This is a genomic window from Bradyrhizobium sp. (assembly GCF_036735945.1).
GTDB lineage: Bacteria > Pseudomonadota > Alphaproteobacteria > Rhizobiales > Xanthobacteraceae > Bradyrhizobium.
This window is the reverse complement of sequence record NZ_DAINNI010000025.1, coordinates 1-18,662: the sequence shown is the minus strand read 5'-3', so window position 1 is coordinate 18,662 and position 18,662 is coordinate 1. Positions and strand designations below refer to the sequence as shown.

The window sequence follows — 18,662 nt, the reverse complement described above, 5'->3', positions numbered from 1 at the left end:
GCGAAAGCGACGGAAATGGAACCGGTTCCGCCGCCTTATTTTTCGGCCGCGGGCTGCGGCAGACGCCATTCGATCGCCATGTCGTCGTTGGTCAGCGCATCGGCGGGCGCCGCGGCCGCGACCATGGCCTCGGCATCGACCGAACTGGTGTGATCGGGCTTCTTGCCGGGAACGTTGGGCTGCACGCTCGGCTGGTCGGGCTTCTTGTCGGTGATGATCTTGTAGAGCTGGCGGGCGCCATCCTGCGCGCGTTGTCCGATCGCGGTCGCCGCCTGGCCGCCGACCTCGCAGGCCGCCGGCTGGCGCTTGCAGAACTGGCTCATGTCGGTGACGGCGGCGGTTGCGGCCGACACGGCTTCGGATGCGCCGATCTGCGGCGCCTTGTCCGCTTCCGGCGTCTTCTCCCTGGGCAGCAGCACGAGCACCAGCCCGAGCCAGAATGCCATACGAAGCAGAAAAGACATGTCGCGATCCCGGTCGTCTTTTGGTTGTGCCGCGGTTAACCCGCAGCTTCGTTTCTGACTAGCAGTCGTGGATAAAGCGTAAGTGTTTTCCTTGAAGTAAATTCGGCGAAAACTTGCAGAAAGTTGCAAAGTTTCGATTCGACGTAAATTTTCGATTGAAGGCGCTTAGTGCAGGAAAATCAGCCGCTAGCGACGCATCCACCATTTCGAAACCATAGATCGATCACGCCGGAAACCTGTCGTTCACCATGCGCGCCGAATGGGGGCCGCGCGGCACGCGAAATCACCGCGCAAAGACCGTGTCGGGCGCCAATGCTGTGCGCCTTAGCGTTCGCTTAATTTCGCTCTGACACGGTGGCGCCAAGGATAATGGGGGCGTTCCGGCGCGTCTGTCTGACGATTGAGCCGAAGCGCGAGAGCATTGATTGTTTTGAGTACCATTCGCGATTGTCTCGATGCCCTGCTGCATCCCTCGGCGCGATACGATGCGCTGACGCGTGCGCGTCATCGTGCGTTCATGGCGCCACGGCTGCTCGGCAGCCTGGCAGCGCTTGCGGCCTTTCCGGTCTACCTGGCGATGCGCGGCGCGCCTACCGCGCTCGAGGTCGCCGCCTTCGCCTGGCTGATCGCGCCGATTCTGCTGTCCTGGTTTTTGTCGCGCACCGGCCGCTACGAAGGCGCGCATATTCTCTCCGCGCTGGCGCTGGCCGGCCTCGTCATGATGGTCGCGGTGACCACCGGCGGCATCCAGTCGTTCGCGGCGGTCTGGCTCATCGTCGTTCCGCTGGAAGCGTCGCTATCGGCCTCGCGCCGCGTGGTGGCGTTCGCTTCCGCGCTGGCGCTGGCATGTGCCGCGCTTCTGATCGTGCTCGGAAATTTCCACCTGCTGCCGGAGGCGGCGCCGAACGCCGCGCTGAGCGGCGTTCTGATGGGAGCGGGCGTCGCTTCCGCGACGCTCTATGCGGCCGGACTTGCCGTCAGCGCGGAATCGCTGGCGCGCACATCGGTGTCGCTGCTCTATCTCGAAGAAGACCGCTACCGCCTGCTCGCGCACAACATGAGCGACGTGATTTCGCGTCACAATCGCAATGGCGCGGTGGAGTTCATTTCGCCGGTCGCCGAAGCGATGCTCGGCACGGCGGTCGCCCGGCTCACCGGCCACGGCCTGTTCGATCGTGTCCATGTCGCCGATCGGCCGGCATATCTTACGGCGCTGTCGGATGCGGCGCGCGGCAGCGAACAGCGCAGCGTCGAATTCCGTCTGCGCCGCGACGCGGCGCGCGGTCAGAACGCTTCCGATTTCATCTGGGTCGAGATGCGCTGCCGGCCGCTCGAACGGGCTTCCTCCGGGGCCGAGGTCGTCGCCGTGATACGCGACATCACCGACCGCAAGCTCCAGGAGCAGGCGCTCGAGATGGCGCGCACCGCTGCCGAGCAGGCCGATGCCTCCAAGACGCGCTTCCTCGCGACCATGAGCCATGAACTGCGCACGCCGCTGAACGCCATCATCGGCTTCTCCGAGATGATCGTGCACGAAGAGGCGATGATGCTCGATGCGGCACGCCGCAGGGAGTACGCGCAGTTGATCAACGATTCCGGCCAGCATCTGTTGTCTGTGGTCAACGGCATCCTCGACATGTCGAAGATGGAAACCGGAAATTTCGAAATCTCGCCGGAGCCGTTCGCGCCGCGCGCTGCGCTGTTGCACTGCTGCAACCTGCTGGCGCTGAAGGCGCGCGACAACGGCGTCGACCTGATCACGCGCGCCGCGGATGATCTGCCGGTGATGAACGGCGATCCCCGCGCGTTCAAGCAGATCGCGCTCAATCTGATCAACAACGCCATCAAGTTCACCGAGCGCGGCGGCAGCGTGACGGTTTCCGCCGCGATCGAGGGAACGCGGTTGATGCTCGTCGTCACCGATACCGGCGTCGGCATCGCGGTGGAGGATCTTGCCCGGATCGGTGATCCATTCTTCCAGGCCGGCAAGACCTACCAGCGCAAGCACGAGGGCACCGGCCTTGGGCTGTCGATCGTGAAGGGGCTGGTCGGATTGCACCATGGCGAGATGAACGTGCAGAGCACGGTCGGCGAGGGCACCACGGTAACCGTTACCCTGCCGCTTGATTTTGTGCCGCTGCTGTCGCCTTCAAACGTTGCGACGCTGGTACCGGCGCAGCGAGCGGAATCGCAGGACCAAGAGCACCAGGTGAAGAAAAGTGCCTAGGCGTACCGACGATGATGACGAGATGCCGCGTCGCCGCCGCAAGCGCGGCGCGAAGGCGGCAGCCATTGGAGCGGAGCAAGAGCGCGGCCTCCTGATGCGCGTCTTCCTGCATAGCCCGAAAGACGTGCTCGCGGGCCTGCTCGCCGCCGCTGCGATCTGCGCCATCCTCGCCAATGCGCTGTTTCTTCAGGCGGGACGCCATCCGTCGCCGATGTTCGGCACGGTCGTGACGCTGCCGGCGCCGCAAGCTGCCGCCGCAAGTCCGTTGCCGCGTCCACGCCCGGTCGAGGTGACGGGAAGGCCGTTCGAGTCCGATCCGCCGGAGATCAGGCCGGTCGAGGCGAGGGGCGCCGATCCCAGGCATGCCGAGATCAAGAGCGCCGAGCCCAAAAGTGCCGACCCCAAAATTCCTGACCCGATGACCAGTCTGGTGGTGAAGTCGACCGGCGCGCCCGCAACCGCCGCGCCTGCCAACGTCGCGCGTCCGCCGGCGCCAATTCCGGCCAACGCGCAAAACGCCGGCGCGCGCCGCGTGGCGGCCGTGCAGCGCGCGCTGACGCAGTATGGCTATGGCCAGCTCAAGCCGACCGGCGCGGTTGGCGCAGACACCCAGACCGCGATCGCGAAATTCGAGCGCGACCGCAAGCTCCCGGTGACAGGCCAGATGTCGGATCGCCTGGTGAAGGAATTGGCGGCGATGATCGGGCACCCGATCGACTAGCTTCTGCCGGCTCGCTGGCCTATCGTCTGAACATGCGATTGAAATCATCCATCTGGGTGGCTGCTTACCTGCGCCGCTGCCAGACCGAGGGAATCTTCGGCGCCGTGCGCAAGCGCGGGGCGGAGGAGGCGGGGGCGGTGTTCGTCAAGGTGGCGCTGCTCGACGGCAACGCCATGCTGTATTCACCGGCGCCGCAGACCGTCTACGACGAGAGCCGCCCGGCCGAACGGCTGTTTGCGCCGGCTTCGCCGCAGCCGGTGCCGGAACAATCGGTCGAGGAGCGGCTCGTCAAGGAAATCCGGTTCGATCCCGACGCATGGATCGTCGAGACCGAGGACCGGGCAGGGCGTCACCTCCTGGATCTGGCGAAGGCCTAATGCGCGATGAGATTGGGATGAATCATCATCGCGCTTTAGGTTTTTGTTTGAGCATGATCTTTTCGGAAAGCCGCTGCGCACTTTTCCGGATCATGCTCTAGCGCTTCGAGCCGTCGGTACCGGTGCGGATCGCAGGCGCCGTGCCGGGCTGCAGCGTGGATCGCGTCGGCGGGTTGGCACGCGCGCGGTGGCGTTCGTCGTCGTACAGTGCGGCCCGGTATTTGGCGCGTGTAACCGCCATGGTCGAACCGCGCCAGGCGGCCAGCATCACCAGCGCGGAGCGTTCGCTGAGGCGATCGTAGAGCCGCGACAGGCGATAGACGTTATGCACGGATGAGCCGAATTCCGGATTGAGGAACAGCAGCACGCGCTGGAAGATTGCGCTCGACATGCCGAGCGCCTTCGCCGCGCAAGCCAGCGGCTCGCCGCCGGGATCGTTGACGACCTGCGCTGCGATTCGCTGCGGCAGGATCAGGGCCTCGCCGAGTTCGAGCGTGAAGTTTTCGATGTCCTCGGCGAATGCGGCCATCTCCAGGATATGGAGCGCGCGGGCGGCGCGGGCGGCGGGAAGGCGCGCCGAGGCTTTCAGCGGCGTGTCGGCGACATTGTGCAGGATCAGCGCGCGCTCGCTGGCGCCGGCTGCGAAGAACATGTCGCTGATCTCGGCGGCATCGTTCGGCCGCATCGCCAGGCTGGATGCCATCCGCAACTGCGCCTCGGTCGGAAGCTTTACCGTCGGCGTATCGGGCGGTGCAGTGGCAATCGCCGCTGCCAGCGGCAGCGGCCCGCTCGCGTGCGGACGCCGCAGTCCGAGCTGGTCCATGACCTCGGCGGGCGTCGCCGGATAGATCGCGAGACGTGCCCGAACCGCAGCGCGGGTGGCGTCGTCGACCTGATCGATCAGGCGGGAGGTCAGTTCGACGAACTGCCGTTCCTCGTCCGCCGAATGCGCGTTGGTCTGGACGTAAAGATCGGTCAGCACGCGCAGCAGGGTCGGCCTGATATCGACGCCCTCGCGGCGCGAAAGCGTCATCAGCCCATCGAAACCTGGAAACAATGCAGCTGCGGTCATGTCGGGTGTACGCGACTTCGGTAATCCTTCGCGTCAGCCTACGTTAGGCGGCTTTAAGAGCTGGTTAAGGAAAACAGGCCGTGAAGGAATTCCGTAAAATGCGAGGTTTCGGAAGCACACGAAGCGGCCAGGACCCGTAACTGTACCGGCTCCCCAAATTAAGAAGCCGTTAACCACGTTCTGTTCTGAATAATGGAATGTCGCCGGCCAAATCATGTCCGTGCGGCAACCAGAGAGAACGGAATATGGGCACCATCATTGAATTTCCGGCGGATGCGGCTTCGCGACGGTCGGGCTCAACCACGGATGGCGCTCCACGCGATGGCCTGGGTACCGTGCTGATTCTTCCTGTTGTCCGTATTGAACGCGAAGCCGGCGGAACCGGTGATGGGCGCGGGCCGGAAGAGGGGACGGCGCCCGGTCGCCGTCGCCGTCGGCGCCCCTGAACGACGGACGTCTGAAATGCCGGAGAAGTGCCTCCCGATCCGGACCGCCGGGCTTCGGTCACTCCCGGCTCTCATGCTGCTGGCGGCAGGTGCTGTGCTCGGGGCCTGCAGCGGCGGCGATTTCGGCCGTACCCGCGCCGACATGCGCAATGACGACATGCACCGCTGGATCGGCGCCGAGGCTACCGCAAGCGTCGGCATCAAGCCGTCCGCATTCCAGCTTACCGAAAACGAGCGCCAACTCCGCGATCTCGCCTATCCCCTGATCGAGCCGCCGCATTCGCGCCCCGCCTGGAAGAGCGTGTTCGGCGATTACCAGCCGCTGCCCTCGCCATGGCGGCAGAAGGTGGTGTTCGATCGCACCACCTACGGCCGCGCCCTGATCGATGAGCCGCACCGCTCGCACACCTCGCGCTATCAGCAGTTGATCGAGGACGTTCGCAACGACATCACGCGGTTCGAGCCGTTCTTTGCCTCGGCCGCGCGGGTCCTCGAACTCGACAACAAGCGCAACGCCAGCATGAGGATGGTGTCGGAACTGTCGCCGCGCGAACAGGCCGATGCGATCGCGCGCATGGAAGAGAACACGCTGATCGTGCAATGGGTCCAGCAATGCCTGGAGCGGCGCATTTCGTCGTACCGCTGGGCGCTGGAGCGGCTGGTGATCCAGGCGCCGGACGGCATCGCAGCCGACGCCGATCGCCTGATCGGCGAACTCGCCGCGCAAACCGCCAACCCACCTGTCGCCGCCCAGCCGGTGATCGGGCGTGCGGTCGTGGTGAAGGGCTGAGCCACGATCGCAAGGTGCCGTCTATCCGGAAGCCGGCATTTGCACTAGGCTGACTGCTTCAACGTCGAACGCAGCCAATTGAGCATCGGCGGAAGACTGGGTGACGGAAGTTGATCCCATAGCGCATTGTGCTCTTGGCTAGCGTGAGAGGGGGCTGACATGGGACGATGGATCAGGGAAAAGCTTCAGGAATGGCTGATCCTGGTAATCGGCCTTGTGGCCATTCCGGTCCTGATCGGCATCGGAGCCCTGTTCCAGTCGGCCTCGGAAGCGCCGGCGCCTGTTGCGGTTGCAACTGCCAAACAGGATGTTCCGCCCAGACCGGTTGTCTCGCAGGCTGCGCCGGCCGCGCCAAACGCCAAACAGGCGGCAGCCGCGCCTTCCGGCACAACACAGCGCGCCGAAGCAAATACCGGAACTGGCGGCAAGCAAGCCTCCGACACGAAGGCGGCGGCCGTTCCTCCTGCTGCTCCCGCAGCACCGGCTGCCCAGACCGGCGCGCCCGCCGCGGCTGCGCCCGCACCGCCACCGACCCAGACGGCTCAGGCTGCTCAGCCGCCTCAGCCGGCTGCGCCCATGACGCACAATCATGCGCCGACGCCAGCAACCACAGGACAGTCGCCTGCGCCTCAACCCGCCATGACGGGCGATGCGGCCGCGGGCCGCCAGGTGTTCCGGAAATGCCAGGCTTGCCATTCGCTTGATGCCGGCAAGAACGGCGTCGGGCCGTCCCTCGCCAGGATCGTCGGCGAAAAGGCCGGTGCAGTGCCCGGATACAATTTTTCATCTGCGATGAAGGCGAGCAACCTGACATGGGATGCCGCGACGCTGGACGCCTATCTCACCGATCCGCAGAAGGTCGTGCCGGGAAACAAGATGCCGTTTCCGGGACTGAAGACCGATCGCGAACGCAGCGCCGTCATCGCCTTGCTCACCGAGACTTCGAAGCCGGGCGGCGCGGCGGCTGCGCCGGCGCCGGCCCAGAGCGCGCAAGCTCCTGCGCCTTCCACGACACAGGCGGAGCCGCTGCCATCGACTTCGGCGGCAGCAGTTCCGGGACCAAGCTATGTGCCAGGGCTGCGCTACACGCTTCGCAGCGGGATAGCGGAAGGCCGCATGGTGTTCATCGGTGTCGGCGGCTCCATCGACGGACAGGTCAATCCGCTGTTGTCAGCCGCGGAAGGCCAGGTTGTTCAGGTGACGCTGATCAACGGCGAGGGGGCCGAGCACGATATCGTCTTTGAAAGTCAGGGACCGGCGGGAAGCTCGGCACACATTGTCGGAAGAGGCGCCAGCACAAGCATTGCATTCCCCGCCGCCGCGGCTGGCGACTACGTCTACTATTGCAGCGTGCCGGGGCACCGGCTGGCCGGCATGGAAGGGAAATTCGTCGTTTCGCCTCAACCGCCGCCTCAGACCGTGGTGGAGGCCGATATTTCGCAGAAGCCGGGCGACGTGCCGCCTTCGGTCGGCAATCGGGGGCCGCAGACGGTGCGGGTGGATCTCGTCACGGTCGAACTGGAGGCACGGCTCGCAGAGGGCACGACGTTCGGCTACTGGACCTTCAACGGCAAGGTACCGGGCCCGATGTTGCGTGTTCGTGTCGGCGACACGGTCGATGTCCACCTGAAAAACGCCGACGGCAGTTCGATGCTGCACTCGGTCGACTTCCACGCGGCTACCGGTCCCGGCGGCGGTGCCGCCTCCACCCAGACCAATCCCGGCGAAGAGACGAGCTTCAGGTTCAAGGCGCTGACCCCGGGCCTGTTCGTGTACCATTGCGCTACGCCGATGGTCGCCCATCACATCGCCAACGGCATGTATGGAATGATCCTGGTCGAGCCGGAGGGCGGCCTGCCGCCGGTCGATCGCGAATACTATGTGATGCAGGGAGAGATTTATACTGACGGCGCATTCGGCCAGCACGGCAGTCAGGAGTTCAACGTCGAGAAGCTGTTGAACGAACGTCCGGAATATTTTGTGTTCAACGGATCGGTTGGCGCGCTTTCCAACTTCCATCCTTTGCAGGCGAAGGTGGGCGAGACCGTGCGCATCTATTTCGGCGTAGGCGGACCAAACTTCATCTCATCGTTCCATGTTATCGGGGAGATATTCGACAAGGTCTACAATCTCGGCGGTGTGATGAGCGAGCCGCTGCGGGGCGTCCAGACTGTGTTGGTCCCCGCCGGTGGCGCCGTCATCACCGAGTTCAAGGTCGACTTCCCCGGCAACTATACCCTCGTCGATCACGCGCTGGCGCGGGCCGAGCGGGGACTCGTGGGTATCCTGCATGTCGAAGGGCAGCCAAACACTGAAATTTACGACGGAAAGATAAAGCCTGGAATGGGGCACTGATCGACAAATGCGGAAGTGGCGCGGTTGCTGAACTGCGCTACTGCTCCGTGAAGCCCACCCTCACTCGGATGGGCAGAAGGCGCAACCCAGGATGCGGATCTGGAAGGCTCGACGGTGGCGCCGTCTTCGGACGTAGTCTGACTCTTGAGAAGAGTTCGCTGAGCAGGCGTCTAATGGCAGGCTCTATCTTCTCGCAGATGAACCAGCAGATCAGGACGAGCATGCCCAGGCCGGCCCATAGGGCCAGGGAGACATCCAGGCCGGCATCGATCAGGACACGAATGATCGCCGAGCCAACGATGTTGTGGGTCAGATAAAGCGGATAGGTGATCAACCCGAGCGTCCGCAAATACCCCGCCGCTTCAGGAGAAGCTGATACGGCAGAGCGCCTGCTCCTGTTCGCGGTAACGGCAATGAGGAACACCGCCGCAGCCCAAACGACGATCGGCACGAAGGCTGATTGATCCGAGATGGCGGGGATGTTCGTCAAAAGGAAGGAGGAGAAATAGTAGATTTCTGCACACCCGGAGAGGCATGTCCCGGCGACGGCAAGCCATTCTAGCGACGTCAATTTTCTGTTTGCGGAACTGAACAGCCAGATCCCCAGCGCAAAGAAACAGCCGTGGCACAGCAGCCATGCCGCGCACGGCACCCGGAACATCAAGACAACATAATAGAGGATGTCGGATTGGATCACGCCTGACAGCACCAGCATGGCAAAGGCGTTGAACACGGCGCTATAGATGGTGAGACCCCAGGCAAGGTGTCGCAGCGTGACTTTCTTGGTGAGCAGCGCGCAGAACACCAGCCCGTAAAAGGCCATTTCAGCGGCCAGCGTCCAATAGATGCAGTCGAGCCATTGACCTCTGATTCCCTTGGGGATCAGCAGCATGGCCCTGATGTAGGGGAGAATGAATTCGGATGCCGACCCGCTCGCAAAGAGAAGCAGGACGATGAAGGTCAAGGTCGAGCAAACCCAGACCGCCGGATAGAGCCTGAGTGCACGACCAAAAAGAAACTCTGTCGCGGAAGCCCTGCTCGCGGAATTCGCGATGACGAAACCGGAAATGACAAAGAATATCTCGACTCCCACCCAGCCGAACCACGTGAAGGGCGCAGCCGACGGGAATTGAAGGTCGGCGGCGACGTAATGCTCAAAACCTGGAGCGACGCCAAACACGGAAGACCAGGCCCAGGACCAGAACGTCAGGTGAAAGACCGCGACGCTGAGGGCAGCCCCGAAGCGCAGCGGATCCAGCAATGAGAAGTAGTTTTTCACGGGAGTTCTTCAAATCCATTGAACAATCCCGCTGAGGTACCGGGTCCGGCCGGGAAACTATGCGACACGGGTCACACAGGCCGGGCCGAGCCTTCAAATGCAGGGGCCGAGCAGCTTGTTGAAGAGGTGCGAAGGGCGCTGGATGGGCCGACCTTCAGCGAGTCTGCCTTGAGCCGGAGGCGGCCCGCAGGCTCCGATTGCCGGACTAAGAAAAAACGGCACAATGCGGCTCCGAAAACTTCATGCCGTCGGGAGGTTGCGTCAGTGGCTCGTTTGAAAGTTCTCATCGCGGGCGGAGGCATCGGCGGCATCACCGCGATGTTGGCGCTGCGACAACGCGGTATCGACGTGGAACTGTTCGAGCAGGCGGCTGCGTTCAGACAGGTCGGGGCTGGCCTCCAGGTCTCGTCAAATGCCGCGCGCATCCTGCTCAAGCTTGGACTTGGCGAGGCGCTCAAGCGCGTGGCAACCTATCCCGAAGGCCGCGACTATCGCGGCTGGGACACTGGCGAGCGGCTCTATTACACGCCGCTCGGGCAGAAGGCGGAGGCGCATTTTGGCTCGCCCTACTATGCCGCCCACCGGGCCGAATTGCTCGACGTCCTGCTAAGCGGGCTTGGCGAGCACGGGTTCCGCCTTGGCGCGCGCGTCGAGCGTGTGGATCAGGATGAAAGCGATGTCTCGCTGACGCTTGCTGACGGGTCGATTGCGCATGGGGACATTCTGATCGGCGCCGACGGCATTCATTCGACCGTGCGGGCGCAATTGTTCGGCAAGGAACTGCCGCGCTACACGGGCAATGTTGCGTGGCGCGGCCTGGTGCCCGCCGAACGCGTGGCGCATCTCGATCTTGGTAGTGTCGTCGGCGTCTGGATGGGGCCGAACCGGAGCATCGTTCAGTACTATGTCTCCGCCGGCAAGACCTTCAACTGGATCGGAATCAGCCGCTCGGCGCAGCCCGCGCAGGAATCCTGGCTGGCGGAAGGCAGGATCGAGGATGCGCTGGCCGAATATGACGGCTGGAATTCGACCATCAGAACGATCATCGCGGAGACGCCGAAAGTGCTGCGCCAGGCTCTCTACGACCGCGAACCTCTGCCGGATTGGCAGGTCGGTCGCGTCGTGCTGATGGGCGACGCCGCGCATCCGATGATGCCGTTCTACGCCCAGGGCGGCGCCCAGAGCATCGAAGACGCCTACGTGTTGGCCGGCTGCATCGCCGAAGCCCAGGACCGGCCCCTCGATGCGCTCACTCGCTTCGTCAGGATGCGGCAGCCGCGCACCGCATGGATGCAAGGCCTCGCCCGGCGCGAGGAGGAGCTCTATCAGATGAACGACGCCGCGGCGATCAGGGCGCGCAACGATCGCATGCGCACGAACCGGATTCCCGAGACGGCGACGTTTCCGCCGGAACAGGAGCGGCTGTACGGTTACGACGCCGAGGTCGAATTGCGCAAAAGCGTGTGACCGAACTCCGATCAATCTCCGCGCAATCGCACAACGACGCGGATTCATATTCAAGGCAGCAACATGAAATTCAGCAGATCGTGGGCGCTTGCATTGTGGGTCGTGACTGCTTTGGTCTCCGATGCCGCAAGCGCGGAAAGCTTTCCGAGCCGGCCCATTACGGTGATCATGCCGTTTGCCGGCGGCAGCGCCAGCGACGTGGTCAGCCGGGTCCTCTTCAACAAGATGGCGACGATACTCGGTCAGCCGATCGTGGTGGAGAACAAGCCGGGCGCCGGCGGAAATCTCGGCACCGCGCTGGCGGCCAAGGCGGCTCCCGACGGCTATACGCTGGTCGGCGCGGCCTCGGGTCCGATGGCCGCCAATCTCACGCTCTACAGGGAGCTTGGCTACGATCCGCAAAAGGAACTTGTCCTGATCTCGCCGTTCGCGAGCTTCACCATCGTGGTCACGGCGAGCAAAAAGCTCGGCGTCACCACGATCAAGGATCTCATCGAGCGCGCGAGGAAAGAGCCGGGAGCGTTGAACTACGGATCGGTCGGTATCGGCTCGTCGCAGCATCTGGCGGGGGAATATTTCGCCCAGGTCGCGAAGGTGAAACTCACCCACGTGCCTTATCGCAACATCGCGCAATTCGGACCGGACTTGATCGCCGGCACCGTGCAACTCGGCTTTGCCTGGTATCCGAACGTGTCGGGGCCGCTGTCAGCCGATGGGGCCATCGCACTCGCCGTCGCGGGAGATACCCGGCTGCCAGCGCTGCCGACTACGATGACGACGTCGCAGGCGGGCCTGCCACAATACAAGTTCGACGGCTGGTTCGGTTTGGGCGCGCCCGCCGGCGTGCCGAGGGACATTCTGGAGCGATTGAACGCCGCGCTGAACGAAGCGCTGAATGATCCCGTCGTACGCGTCAGATTTGAAGAGATCGGCGCCGTACCGATCGGGCTCGAACTCGACAGGGCGACGACTTTCCTGGCGGATGAGGTGGTGAAGTATCGCGACATCGTCACCAAGGCCGGGATCGCCAGGATCGAATAGTGGATTGAAGAGCCGGCGAGTACCCACGCAGTGCCAGCCCAGGCTGGCCGTGATCAGCGCCTGGACTTTGGGGCGGGGGCCGGTGCGGGCGTCGCCGGCTCGGGCTGCTTGGCCGGTGGCGGTTCGGTCTGCAGCGTGCAGCGCGATGCCGCGAGCGAGGCCTGCGCCTGCGGCATCAGGCCGGGCTCCGGCGCCAGCGCCTTCAGCACGATCAGGCCGGTCGTGGTGGGAGAATCGATGATCAGCCGGTCGGCGGCGGTGACTTCCTCGTCTTCCGGCAGTTCGGAGTGCTGATCTTCGGTCATCAGGTCGAGTTCGATCACCTTGCGGCCGGCCGAGCGGTCGTTGATGGCGTAATAGGCGACCTCGTTACGCGTGTAGAACGACACCGAGGTATAGGCCTGGCTGACCGGCACGGTCAGCTTGAGCGGACCGTTGGTAAGATCGTAGCGGCAGATCGCGACCGCAAAGGCCGGGTCCATGTAAGGCATCGGCGCGTTGCCGGGTTCGGCGAGCGGCAGCGCCGTGACCGCGTTCTCCCTGGTCATCGGCGTCAGGCGCGAATAGGCGTCCTGGGTCGCGATGCGCGGCAGCGCCAGCACGCTGACGAGATGCACCACGCCGCCCAGCAGCACGCCCGCGATGATGGTGAAGGCCAGCCGGATCATGGACAGTTCACCGTCGCGATGGCGGGCATCGGCGCGTCGCGCTGCGTCCGCGTCGCGACGCCCACCGGCGTATCGTAAAGCCGCATCATCAGCGTGTAGCGCTCGATGCCGCCGGTCGGCAGCCAGTTTCCGGCGCGCGATCGTGCCGCCACGCGGATCTCGAACGTGCCGTCGGAGCCGCGTACGATCTCCTGGCTGGTGAACCCGTAACGCTGCAGCGAATTCGCAACCAGTTGTCCCTTGCGGTCGAACAGCGTCAGCGTCCAGAACCGCGCCGCCGGCGTCACCCCGCTGACGACCACGTCGCAGCGGCCGTCGAGCGGCTTCTTCCTGTCGTCGGTGTTGGCCGTAAAGGCGATACCGTCACCGGTGCCGATCGGCAGTTCGCCGCTGCGGGCGATCGAGGCGCGGGAATAGGGATCGATTTCGGAACTGCCGCTCTTCGGGCGGGCGGTCCATGCGCCGATCGTGAGCGTGCCGAGATCGGTGCCGCGTGTCGACGTCACGTAGGTCGAGCCGAGACCGACGGCGGTCGCGAGCGCCAACGCCAGCAAGGTGATCAGGATCAGCCGCACGGGCCAGCGCTCCGAACTCTCACGGCACCAGGTTTCCGCTTGAACCGGCTTCATCCGAAAGCTGAAACGCTTGTCGCGGTTCGAGCATACCAGCGCGGACGCTCCGCGACTGTTCCGGGGAATGCCGGATAAGGTTCTGCGGGATCATGCGCTCTAGTTCTTCCGCCCTGCCGGTGGTGCAGCCTGTTGTTCGCCCGCAGCCGTCACATAGTTCTCCGGGAACGCCAATGCGCCCGACGTGACGGGCTTGGCGGGCTGATCGCTGGACGAGGTCTTGCCGGCGACCTTGCCGGCCTCGTCGAGCAGCCGCTCGACCCGCACCAGGATATCCGCGCCGCGCTTGGTCAGCACCGGCGGCGGTCCTGGCTTGGTGTCCAGCACCCGCGGCGCGCCGGCGGCGACATTGGCGGGCTGGGCCGGCTGGGGCAGTTTCGCGCCCATGCCGATGCCGGGGATTTCCTTCACCTCGACACCCTGATGCGCCACCACCATGATGTCGTGCCAGGTTTGCGCGGGCAGCGATCCGCCGGTCATGCGGTTGGTCGGCGAGTAGTCGTCATTGCCGTACCAGACCGCGCAGGTGAAATTGCCGGTGTAGCCGACGAACCAGGCGTCGCGGTAGGCGTTGGTGGTGCCGGTCTTGCCGGCGGTCGGAATGCCGTCGATCGCGGCGCGGCGGGCGGTGCCTTCACTGACGACGTGGCTCATCATCTCGGCCATGTCGGCGGCCACCGAGGCCGGGATGGCCTGCGTCGGCTTCTTGCCGTCGCGGTCGAAACGCCAGACCAGGTCGCCGGTGCCGGTGCGCACTTCCAGCACCGCGTGAGGTTTCACGGCCTTGCCCCGGTTCGGGAAGGTCGCATAGGCGACCGCGTGTTCGAGCACGGTGACTTCGTCGGAGCCGATCGGCATCGACGGCGTATCCGGCAGCGGTGCGGTGAGGCCGAACTTCCGCGCCACCTCGGTGATCTTGACGCGACCGGCCTTGGCGGGGTTCGGCGACTTGCCGCCGAGCGCGATCGAGAGCTTGACCGGCACGACGTTGATCGAGCGGGTGATCGCCTGGGTCAGCGTCACCGAGCCGGAATAGGAGTGGCCATAATTCTGCGGGCACCAGTTGCCGATGCAGACCGGGCCGTCGACCACGATCGAGGTCGGCTTGTAACCGTTGAGCAGCGCCGTGGTGTAGACATAGGGCTTGAACGAGGAGCCGGGCTGACGCATCGCGTCGGTCGCGCGGTTGAACTGGCTCGCGCCGTAGTCGCGACCGCCCACCATGGCGCGGACGCCGCCGTCGAGATCGGCCACCACGACGGATGCCTGGGTCGCGTGATAGTCGCGGCCGAACTGGCGGAGCTGGTTTTCGACCGCGTCCTCGGCGGCGCGCTGCACGTTCATGTCGATCGCGGCGCGGACCACGAAGACGCGCTCGGTGTAGGATTTCGGAAAGGTATCGACCAGCTTGCGCATCTCGTCGAAGGCATAGTCGAGATAGTAGTTCGGCGAGTTCTCGTCGCGGCGGTCGACGGCGACCGCGGGGTTGCGGCGGGCACCGAACACCTGGCCCTCGGTCATGAAGCCGGCATCGACGAGGTTGTCGAGCACGACGTTGGCGCGGGCGCGGGCGGCGGGCAGGTTGATGTGCGGGGCGTATTTGGTCGGCGCCTTGAACAGGCCGGCCAGCATCGCGGATTCCGCGAGATTGACGTCGCGCGCCGACTTGTTGAAGTAGAAATGCGCCGCGCCGTCGACGCCGAAGGTGCCGCCGCCCATATAGGCGCGATCGAGGTAGAGCTTCAAAATCTCGTTCTTGGTGAGCCGCGTTTCCAGCCAGATCGCGAGGAACGCTTCCTTCACCTTGCGCTCGATGGTGCGCTCGTTGTTCAGGAACAGGTTCTTGGCAAGCTGCTGGGTGATCGACGAGCCGCCCTGGCGAACGCCGCCGGCCTGCGCGTTGGTGACCAGCGCGCGCGCCAGGCCCGGAAAGTCGATGCCGAAATGGTCGTAGAAGCGGCGGTCTTCGGTCGCGAGCGTCGCCTTGATCAGATTGTCCGGAAAATCCTCCAGCGGAATCGAGTCGTTGTGCTTGATGCCGCGGCTGCCGATCGGGTTGCCGTAGCGGTCGAGGAACGACACCGCGAGGTCGGACTTCTTCAGCCAGTCGTCATCGGCGGTTTCGCGGAAGGCGGGGATCGCGAGCGCCAGCATCATGACGAGGCCGCCGAGGCCGATCGTGGCCGCTTCCGACAACGGCTCGATGAAGACCCAGCGCTTCCAGCGGCCGACATAGAAGCGGTCCATGAAGGTCGAGTAGCGCTCGTACAGCTCGCGCAGCCCCTTGCCCGACGAGAACAGGGTCGAATCGATGCGCGCGTCCAGATCCAGGAAGAAATTCCGGATCTTCTGCTTCCAGTCTGGCGGGAGAATCTGGCGCACCGGGACCCTTGGTCGGTTCGAAACGCTCGCGCGCCCGTGCTAGGCGCCAGCGATACGTCATGCTTCGATGTTGCGGCAAACCCAAGGCGCTTTTAGGACCCTTGGGGGCTCGCAACTGTTCTATCCGAGCGGGGGCGACAAACCAATGCTCCCGCTCGCCAATTTGGTGATCAGCCCTAACGTGTTCCAGATCTTTCTGCGGCTCGGTAAGCCGTTTTTCGCCCGTAATGAGCCCGCTTGCGCCCGCCTTGGCGGACCCCCTAGAAGGGCTTACCGCCGAATCCGACCCGAAACCGATCGGACTGAATGACCGCACCGCCCAAACGAGATTCCGGCCAGGAGGGTTTCTTCTGGAAAACCAAGACGTTGGAAGAGATGTCCAACGCCGAATGGGAAAGCCTGTGCGACGGCTGCGCGCGCTGCTGCCTGGAAAAGCTCGAGGACGAGGATACCGGGAAAATCTACTTTACCCATGTCTCGTGCAAGCTGCTCGATTCGGACCTGTGCACCTGCAAGGACTACCCGAACCGTTCCGACAAGGTTCCCGATTGCGTCCGCCTGACGCCGGAAAACGTCCGCACCCTGAACTGGCTGCCGCCGAGCTGCGGCTACAAGCTGGTCGCGGAGGGACGCGACCTCTATTGGTGGCACCCGCTGATTTCGGGCGACCCCGATACCGTGCATGAAGCAGGCGTTTCGGTGCGGGGGCGGGTGCAGGGCACCGAGGACGAGATTCCCGACGAGGACCTCGAAGACCACATCGTGCAATGGCCGGCGCTGTTGCCGAAGCGGGCGCGGCTGAAGAAGCGGCCGAAGATATAAGCGCGCATCGCTGCGTTCTTGCGCTTCCACCGCTGGACATCAGGCAAGCGCGATGGTCCGCGCGCGGGATGCTCCCATGCGTGCGCGGTGCTGCCGCTGGAGAAGTTTGCCCTTTATGGTGCAGTGCAAATGGCGATTCCATCTCGGCGGCTTTGGCCGCGTAGAAATTTATTGCGCTCGACATGAACAAGCACCAACGGCAGGGCGGCGAACCTGTCGACCAGACGACGTTGCCCGACGATATCGGCGAGGAACTCTCCCGCCTCACCACCGAGGTGATCGACGTCAGCGATGCACCGCCGCTCGCGCCCCCGGCGCCGCTGACCCAGGATGAAGTTCGTACCATCCTGATGAGCCTGCTGCTGACGATGTTTCTGGCGGCGCTCGACCAGACCATCGTGGCGACGGCGCTGCCGACCATCGGTCGCCAGTTCAACGACGTCAGCAGCCTGTCCTGGGTCATTACGGCTTATCTGCTGGCCTCGACCGCGGTGGCGCCGGTGTTCGGCACGCTGAGCGACATCTACGGCCGACGCGTCATGATCACCGTCTCGCTGGCGCTGTTCACGGTGGGCTCGATCCTGTGCGCGGTGGCGCCGAACATGACGGTATTGATCGTCGCGCGCGGCCTGCAGGGGCTGGGCGGCGGCGGCATCATGCCCGTCGTGCAGACCGTGATTTCCGACGTGGTCAGTCCGCGCGAGCGCGGCAAATATCAGGCCTATTTCAGCGGCGTCTGGATGGCCGCGGGCCTGATGGGGCCGGTGCTCGGCGGCGTGTTTGCCGAGCATCTGCACTGGTCGATGATCTTCTGGATCAACGTGCCGCTCGCGGTCGGGGCGCTGTTCCTGCTGCTGCCGAAGATGGGCAAGATTCCGGTGTTCCACCGCCGGCGCAAGGTCGACTGGCTCGGCGGCGTTCTGTTGATGGCGTCCGCCGTCGGCATCATGCTGGTGCTGAGTTGGGGCGGCAACCGCTACGCCTGGCTGTCGCCGGCGATCATGGCGATGATCGGGGCGTCGGTGGCGCTGGCGTTCGCCTTCATCTGGCACGCGCGCAACGCCGAGGAGCCGTTCCTGCCGCTGCCGCTGCTGGGCGGAACGGTGGTGCCTTACGCCATGCTTGCCGGCGGCTGTGCGCTGGGCGCCATCACGGCGCTGACCGTGCATCTGCCGCTTTACTACGAGGTCGTCTATCATCTGACCGCGAGCGAGGCGGGGCTGGCGCTGATCCCGCTCGCCGCTGTCTCCACCTGCGGCGCGGCCATCGCCGGTCGGACCATGGCGCGCGCCAAGCACTACAAGCGCGTCGCCATCGCCGGCACGTCCGCGGCCACGATCTTCGGACTGGTGCTGAGCGTGACGACGCTACCGCTATGGGGCCTGCTGATCGTGCTGTCGCTGTTCGCGCTCGGGCTCGGCACCACGTTCCCGGTCAGCGTGGTCTCGCTGCAGAATTCCGTGGCACGCGCGCAGATCGGCACCGTGACCGGCGCGATGAACTTCTTCCGCGCGCTGATGTCGTCGTTCATGGTCGCCGCCTTCAGCGCGATCCTGCTGATGGCGCTGGGTGCCGGCATCTCGCTTGGCGAACATCGGGGACCGGCGAATGCCATACCCGTCGCCGACATGGTCACCGCGTTCCACTACGTGTTTGGCGCGGCCACTGCGCTGTTGGCCTGCGCCGCGCTCAGCATCATCCTGATGGAAGAACGCCCGCTGGCCGGCCCCTCGACGCCGGCGGAGATGGCAGAGTAAGGCGTTACGGGCCTCTTCTACTTTGCATGGGGTTGTTTTCGCGATTTTGTGTCCTGGCCCGCCGGTACACCGCAGCAGCCAGGTCGTGACGCGCGCATCGGCGCCCGGGCCTCAGGTGCCCGGCCGCGACACCTCGGTCTCCTTGCTGGTGATGAACTCCAGCAG

Annotated in this window: 16 protein-coding genes; 10 read left to right on the top strand and 6 right to left on the bottom strand. The window is 64.6% G+C overall.

Going from position 1 to position 18,662, the window contains the following annotated elements; genetic code table 11:
* Positions 1–35: 35 nt before the first annotated feature.
* Complete coding sequence (locus tag V7E26_RS11595) at positions 36–464, bottom strand: DUF5330 domain-containing protein (RefSeq protein WP_324415894.1); 429 nt, start codon at positions 462–464, stop codon at positions 36–38.
* A 430-nt stretch (positions 465–894) separates the two neighbouring features.
* On the opposite strand from V7E26_RS11595, the gene V7E26_RS11590 reads away from it, so the two are divergent.
* From V7E26_RS11590 to V7E26_RS11580, 3 genes are read left to right on the top strand one after another with little or no spacing between them, the layout of a single operon-like run.
* Complete coding sequence (locus V7E26_RS11590; protein ID WP_442893389.1) at positions 895–2,691, top strand: ATP-binding protein; 1,797 nt, start codon at positions 895–897, stop codon at positions 2,689–2,691.
* Positions 2,684–3,412 (top strand): peptidoglycan-binding domain-containing protein, encoded by a 729-nt coding sequence (locus tag V7E26_RS11585; RefSeq protein WP_324415890.1) that lies wholly within the window; start codon positions 2,684–2,686, stop codon positions 3,410–3,412. The genes V7E26_RS11590 and V7E26_RS11585 overlap by 8 nt, the downstream gene beginning before the upstream one ends.
* A 32-nt stretch (positions 3,413–3,444) precedes the next feature.
* A complete protein-coding gene (locus tag V7E26_RS11580; RefSeq protein ID WP_324415888.1) occupies positions 3,445–3,789 on the top strand; it encodes a DUF1491 family protein in 345 nt (114 codons plus the stop codon).
* A gap of 97 nt (positions 3,790–3,886) precedes the next feature.
* Here V7E26_RS11580 and V7E26_RS11575 read toward each other — a convergent pair whose 3' ends face one another.
* On the bottom strand, positions 3,887–4,861 hold the full coding sequence (locus tag V7E26_RS11575; protein ID WP_324415886.1) for a DUF2336 domain-containing protein: 975 nt from the start codon (positions 4,859–4,861) through the stop codon (positions 3,887–3,889).
* Positions 4,862–5,106: 245 nt separating this feature from the next.
* On the opposite strand from V7E26_RS11575, the gene V7E26_RS11570 reads away from it, so the two are divergent.
* The 3 genes from V7E26_RS11570 (at position 5,107) to nirK (ending at position 8,452) form a co-directional block, all read left to right on the top strand.
* Complete coding sequence (locus tag V7E26_RS11570; protein ID WP_324415884.1) at positions 5,107–5,307, top strand: hypothetical protein; 201 nt, start codon at positions 5,107–5,109, stop codon at positions 5,305–5,307.
* A gap of 16 nt (positions 5,308–5,323) precedes the next feature.
* Positions 5,324–6,097, top strand: coding sequence for a hypothetical protein (locus V7E26_RS11565; RefSeq protein ID WP_442893388.1), 774 nt, complete (start codon positions 5,324–5,326; stop codon positions 6,095–6,097).
* Between the two features lie 159 nt (positions 6,098–6,256).
* Positions 6,257–8,452 (top strand): copper-containing nitrite reductase, encoded by a 2,196-nt coding sequence (nirK, locus tag V7E26_RS11560; protein ID WP_324415880.1) that lies wholly within the window; start codon positions 6,257–6,259, stop codon positions 8,450–8,452.
* A 37-nt stretch (positions 8,453–8,489) separates the two neighbouring features.
* On the opposite strand, the gene V7E26_RS11555 is transcribed toward nirK, so the two are convergent.
* Positions 8,490–9,731 (bottom strand): acyltransferase family protein, encoded by a 1,242-nt coding sequence (locus V7E26_RS11555; protein WP_324415878.1) that lies wholly within the window; start codon positions 9,729–9,731, stop codon positions 8,490–8,492.
* Between the two features lie 18 nt (positions 9,732–9,749).
* Between V7E26_RS11555 and V7E26_RS11550 the strand changes: the two genes are divergently transcribed.
* Both V7E26_RS11550 and V7E26_RS11545 read left to right on the top strand, forming a co-directional pair.
* Positions 9,750–11,198: an FAD-dependent monooxygenase gene (locus tag V7E26_RS11550; RefSeq protein ID WP_324415876.1), complete on the top strand. Its 1,449-nt coding sequence runs from the start codon at positions 9,750–9,752 to the stop codon at positions 11,196–11,198.
* A 63-nt stretch (positions 11,199–11,261) separates the two neighbouring features.
* Complete coding sequence (locus V7E26_RS11545; protein ID WP_324415874.1) at positions 11,262–12,239, top strand: Bug family tripartite tricarboxylate transporter substrate binding protein; 978 nt, start codon at positions 11,262–11,264, stop codon at positions 12,237–12,239.
* Positions 12,240–12,292: 53 nt separating this feature from the next.
* On the opposite strand, the gene V7E26_RS11540 is transcribed toward V7E26_RS11545, so the two are convergent.
* The 3 genes from V7E26_RS11540 to V7E26_RS11530 form a co-directional block, all read right to left on the bottom strand.
* Complete coding sequence (locus tag V7E26_RS11540) at positions 12,293–12,907, bottom strand: DUF1254 domain-containing protein (RefSeq protein ID WP_324415872.1); 615 nt, start codon at positions 12,905–12,907, stop codon at positions 12,293–12,295.
* Positions 12,904–13,482, bottom strand: a complete 579-nt coding sequence (locus V7E26_RS11535) for a DUF1214 domain-containing protein (protein ID WP_324415976.1) — start codon at positions 13,480–13,482, stop codon at positions 12,904–12,906. Before V7E26_RS11535 ends, V7E26_RS11540 begins: the two co-directional genes overlap by 4 nt.
* A gap of 153 nt (positions 13,483–13,635) precedes the next feature.
* The gene (locus V7E26_RS11530) at positions 13,636–15,918 is read right to left on the bottom strand and encodes a transglycosylase domain-containing protein (RefSeq protein WP_324415870.1); all 2,283 of its coding nucleotides are present in this window, start codon (positions 15,916–15,918) and stop codon (positions 13,636–13,638) included.
* A gap of 306 nt (positions 15,919–16,224) precedes the next feature.
* Here V7E26_RS11530 and V7E26_RS11525 point away from each other — a divergent pair, with 306 nt between their 5' ends.
* On the top strand, positions 16,225–16,740 hold the full coding sequence (locus tag V7E26_RS11525; protein ID WP_324415868.1) for a YcgN family cysteine cluster protein: 516 nt from the start codon (positions 16,225–16,227) through the stop codon (positions 16,738–16,740).
* Between the two features lie 182 nt (positions 16,741–16,922).
* Positions 16,923–18,497 carry an MDR family MFS transporter gene (locus V7E26_RS11520; protein WP_324415866.1) on the top strand — a complete coding sequence of 525 codons (1,575 nt, stop codon included), beginning with the start codon at positions 16,923–16,925 and terminating at the stop codon, positions 18,495–18,497.
* Positions 18,498–18,662 lie beyond the last annotated feature (165 nt).

Bases quoted from the DNA above. Each gene is read 5' to 3' on its own strand.
- V7E26_RS11595 (WP_324415894.1), bottom strand. From the start codon at position 464: ATGTCTTTTCTGCTTCGTATGGCATTCTGGCTCGGGCTGGTGCTCGTG.
- V7E26_RS11580 (WP_324415888.1), top strand. From the start codon at position 3,445: ATGCGATTGAAATCATCCATCTGGGTGGCTGCTTACCTGCGCCGCTGC.
- V7E26_RS11575 (WP_324415886.1), bottom strand. From the start codon at position 4,861: ATGACCGCAGCTGCATTGTTTCCAGGTTTCGATGGGCTGATGACGCTT.
- V7E26_RS11570 (WP_324415884.1), top strand. From the start codon at position 5,107: ATGGGCACCATCATTGAATTTCCGGCGGATGCGGCTTCGCGACGGTCG.
- V7E26_RS11565 (WP_442893388.1), top strand. From the start codon at position 5,324: ATGCCGGAGAAGTGCCTCCCGATCCGGACCGCCGGGCTTCGGTCACTC.
- nirK (WP_324415880.1), top strand. From the start codon at position 6,257: ATGGGACGATGGATCAGGGAAAAGCTTCAGGAATGGCTGATCCTGGTA.
- V7E26_RS11545 (WP_324415874.1), top strand. From the start codon at position 11,262: ATGAAATTCAGCAGATCGTGGGCGCTTGCATTGTGGGTCGTGACTGCT.
- V7E26_RS11540 (WP_324415872.1), bottom strand. From the start codon at position 12,907: ATGATCCGGCTGGCCTTCACCATCATCGCGGGCGTGCTGCTGGGCGGC.
- V7E26_RS11525 (WP_324415868.1), top strand. From the start codon at position 16,225: ATGACCGCACCGCCCAAACGAGATTCCGGCCAGGAGGGTTTCTTCTGG.
- V7E26_RS11520 (WP_324415866.1), top strand. From the start codon at position 16,923: ATGAACAAGCACCAACGGCAGGGCGGCGAACCTGTCGACCAGACGACG.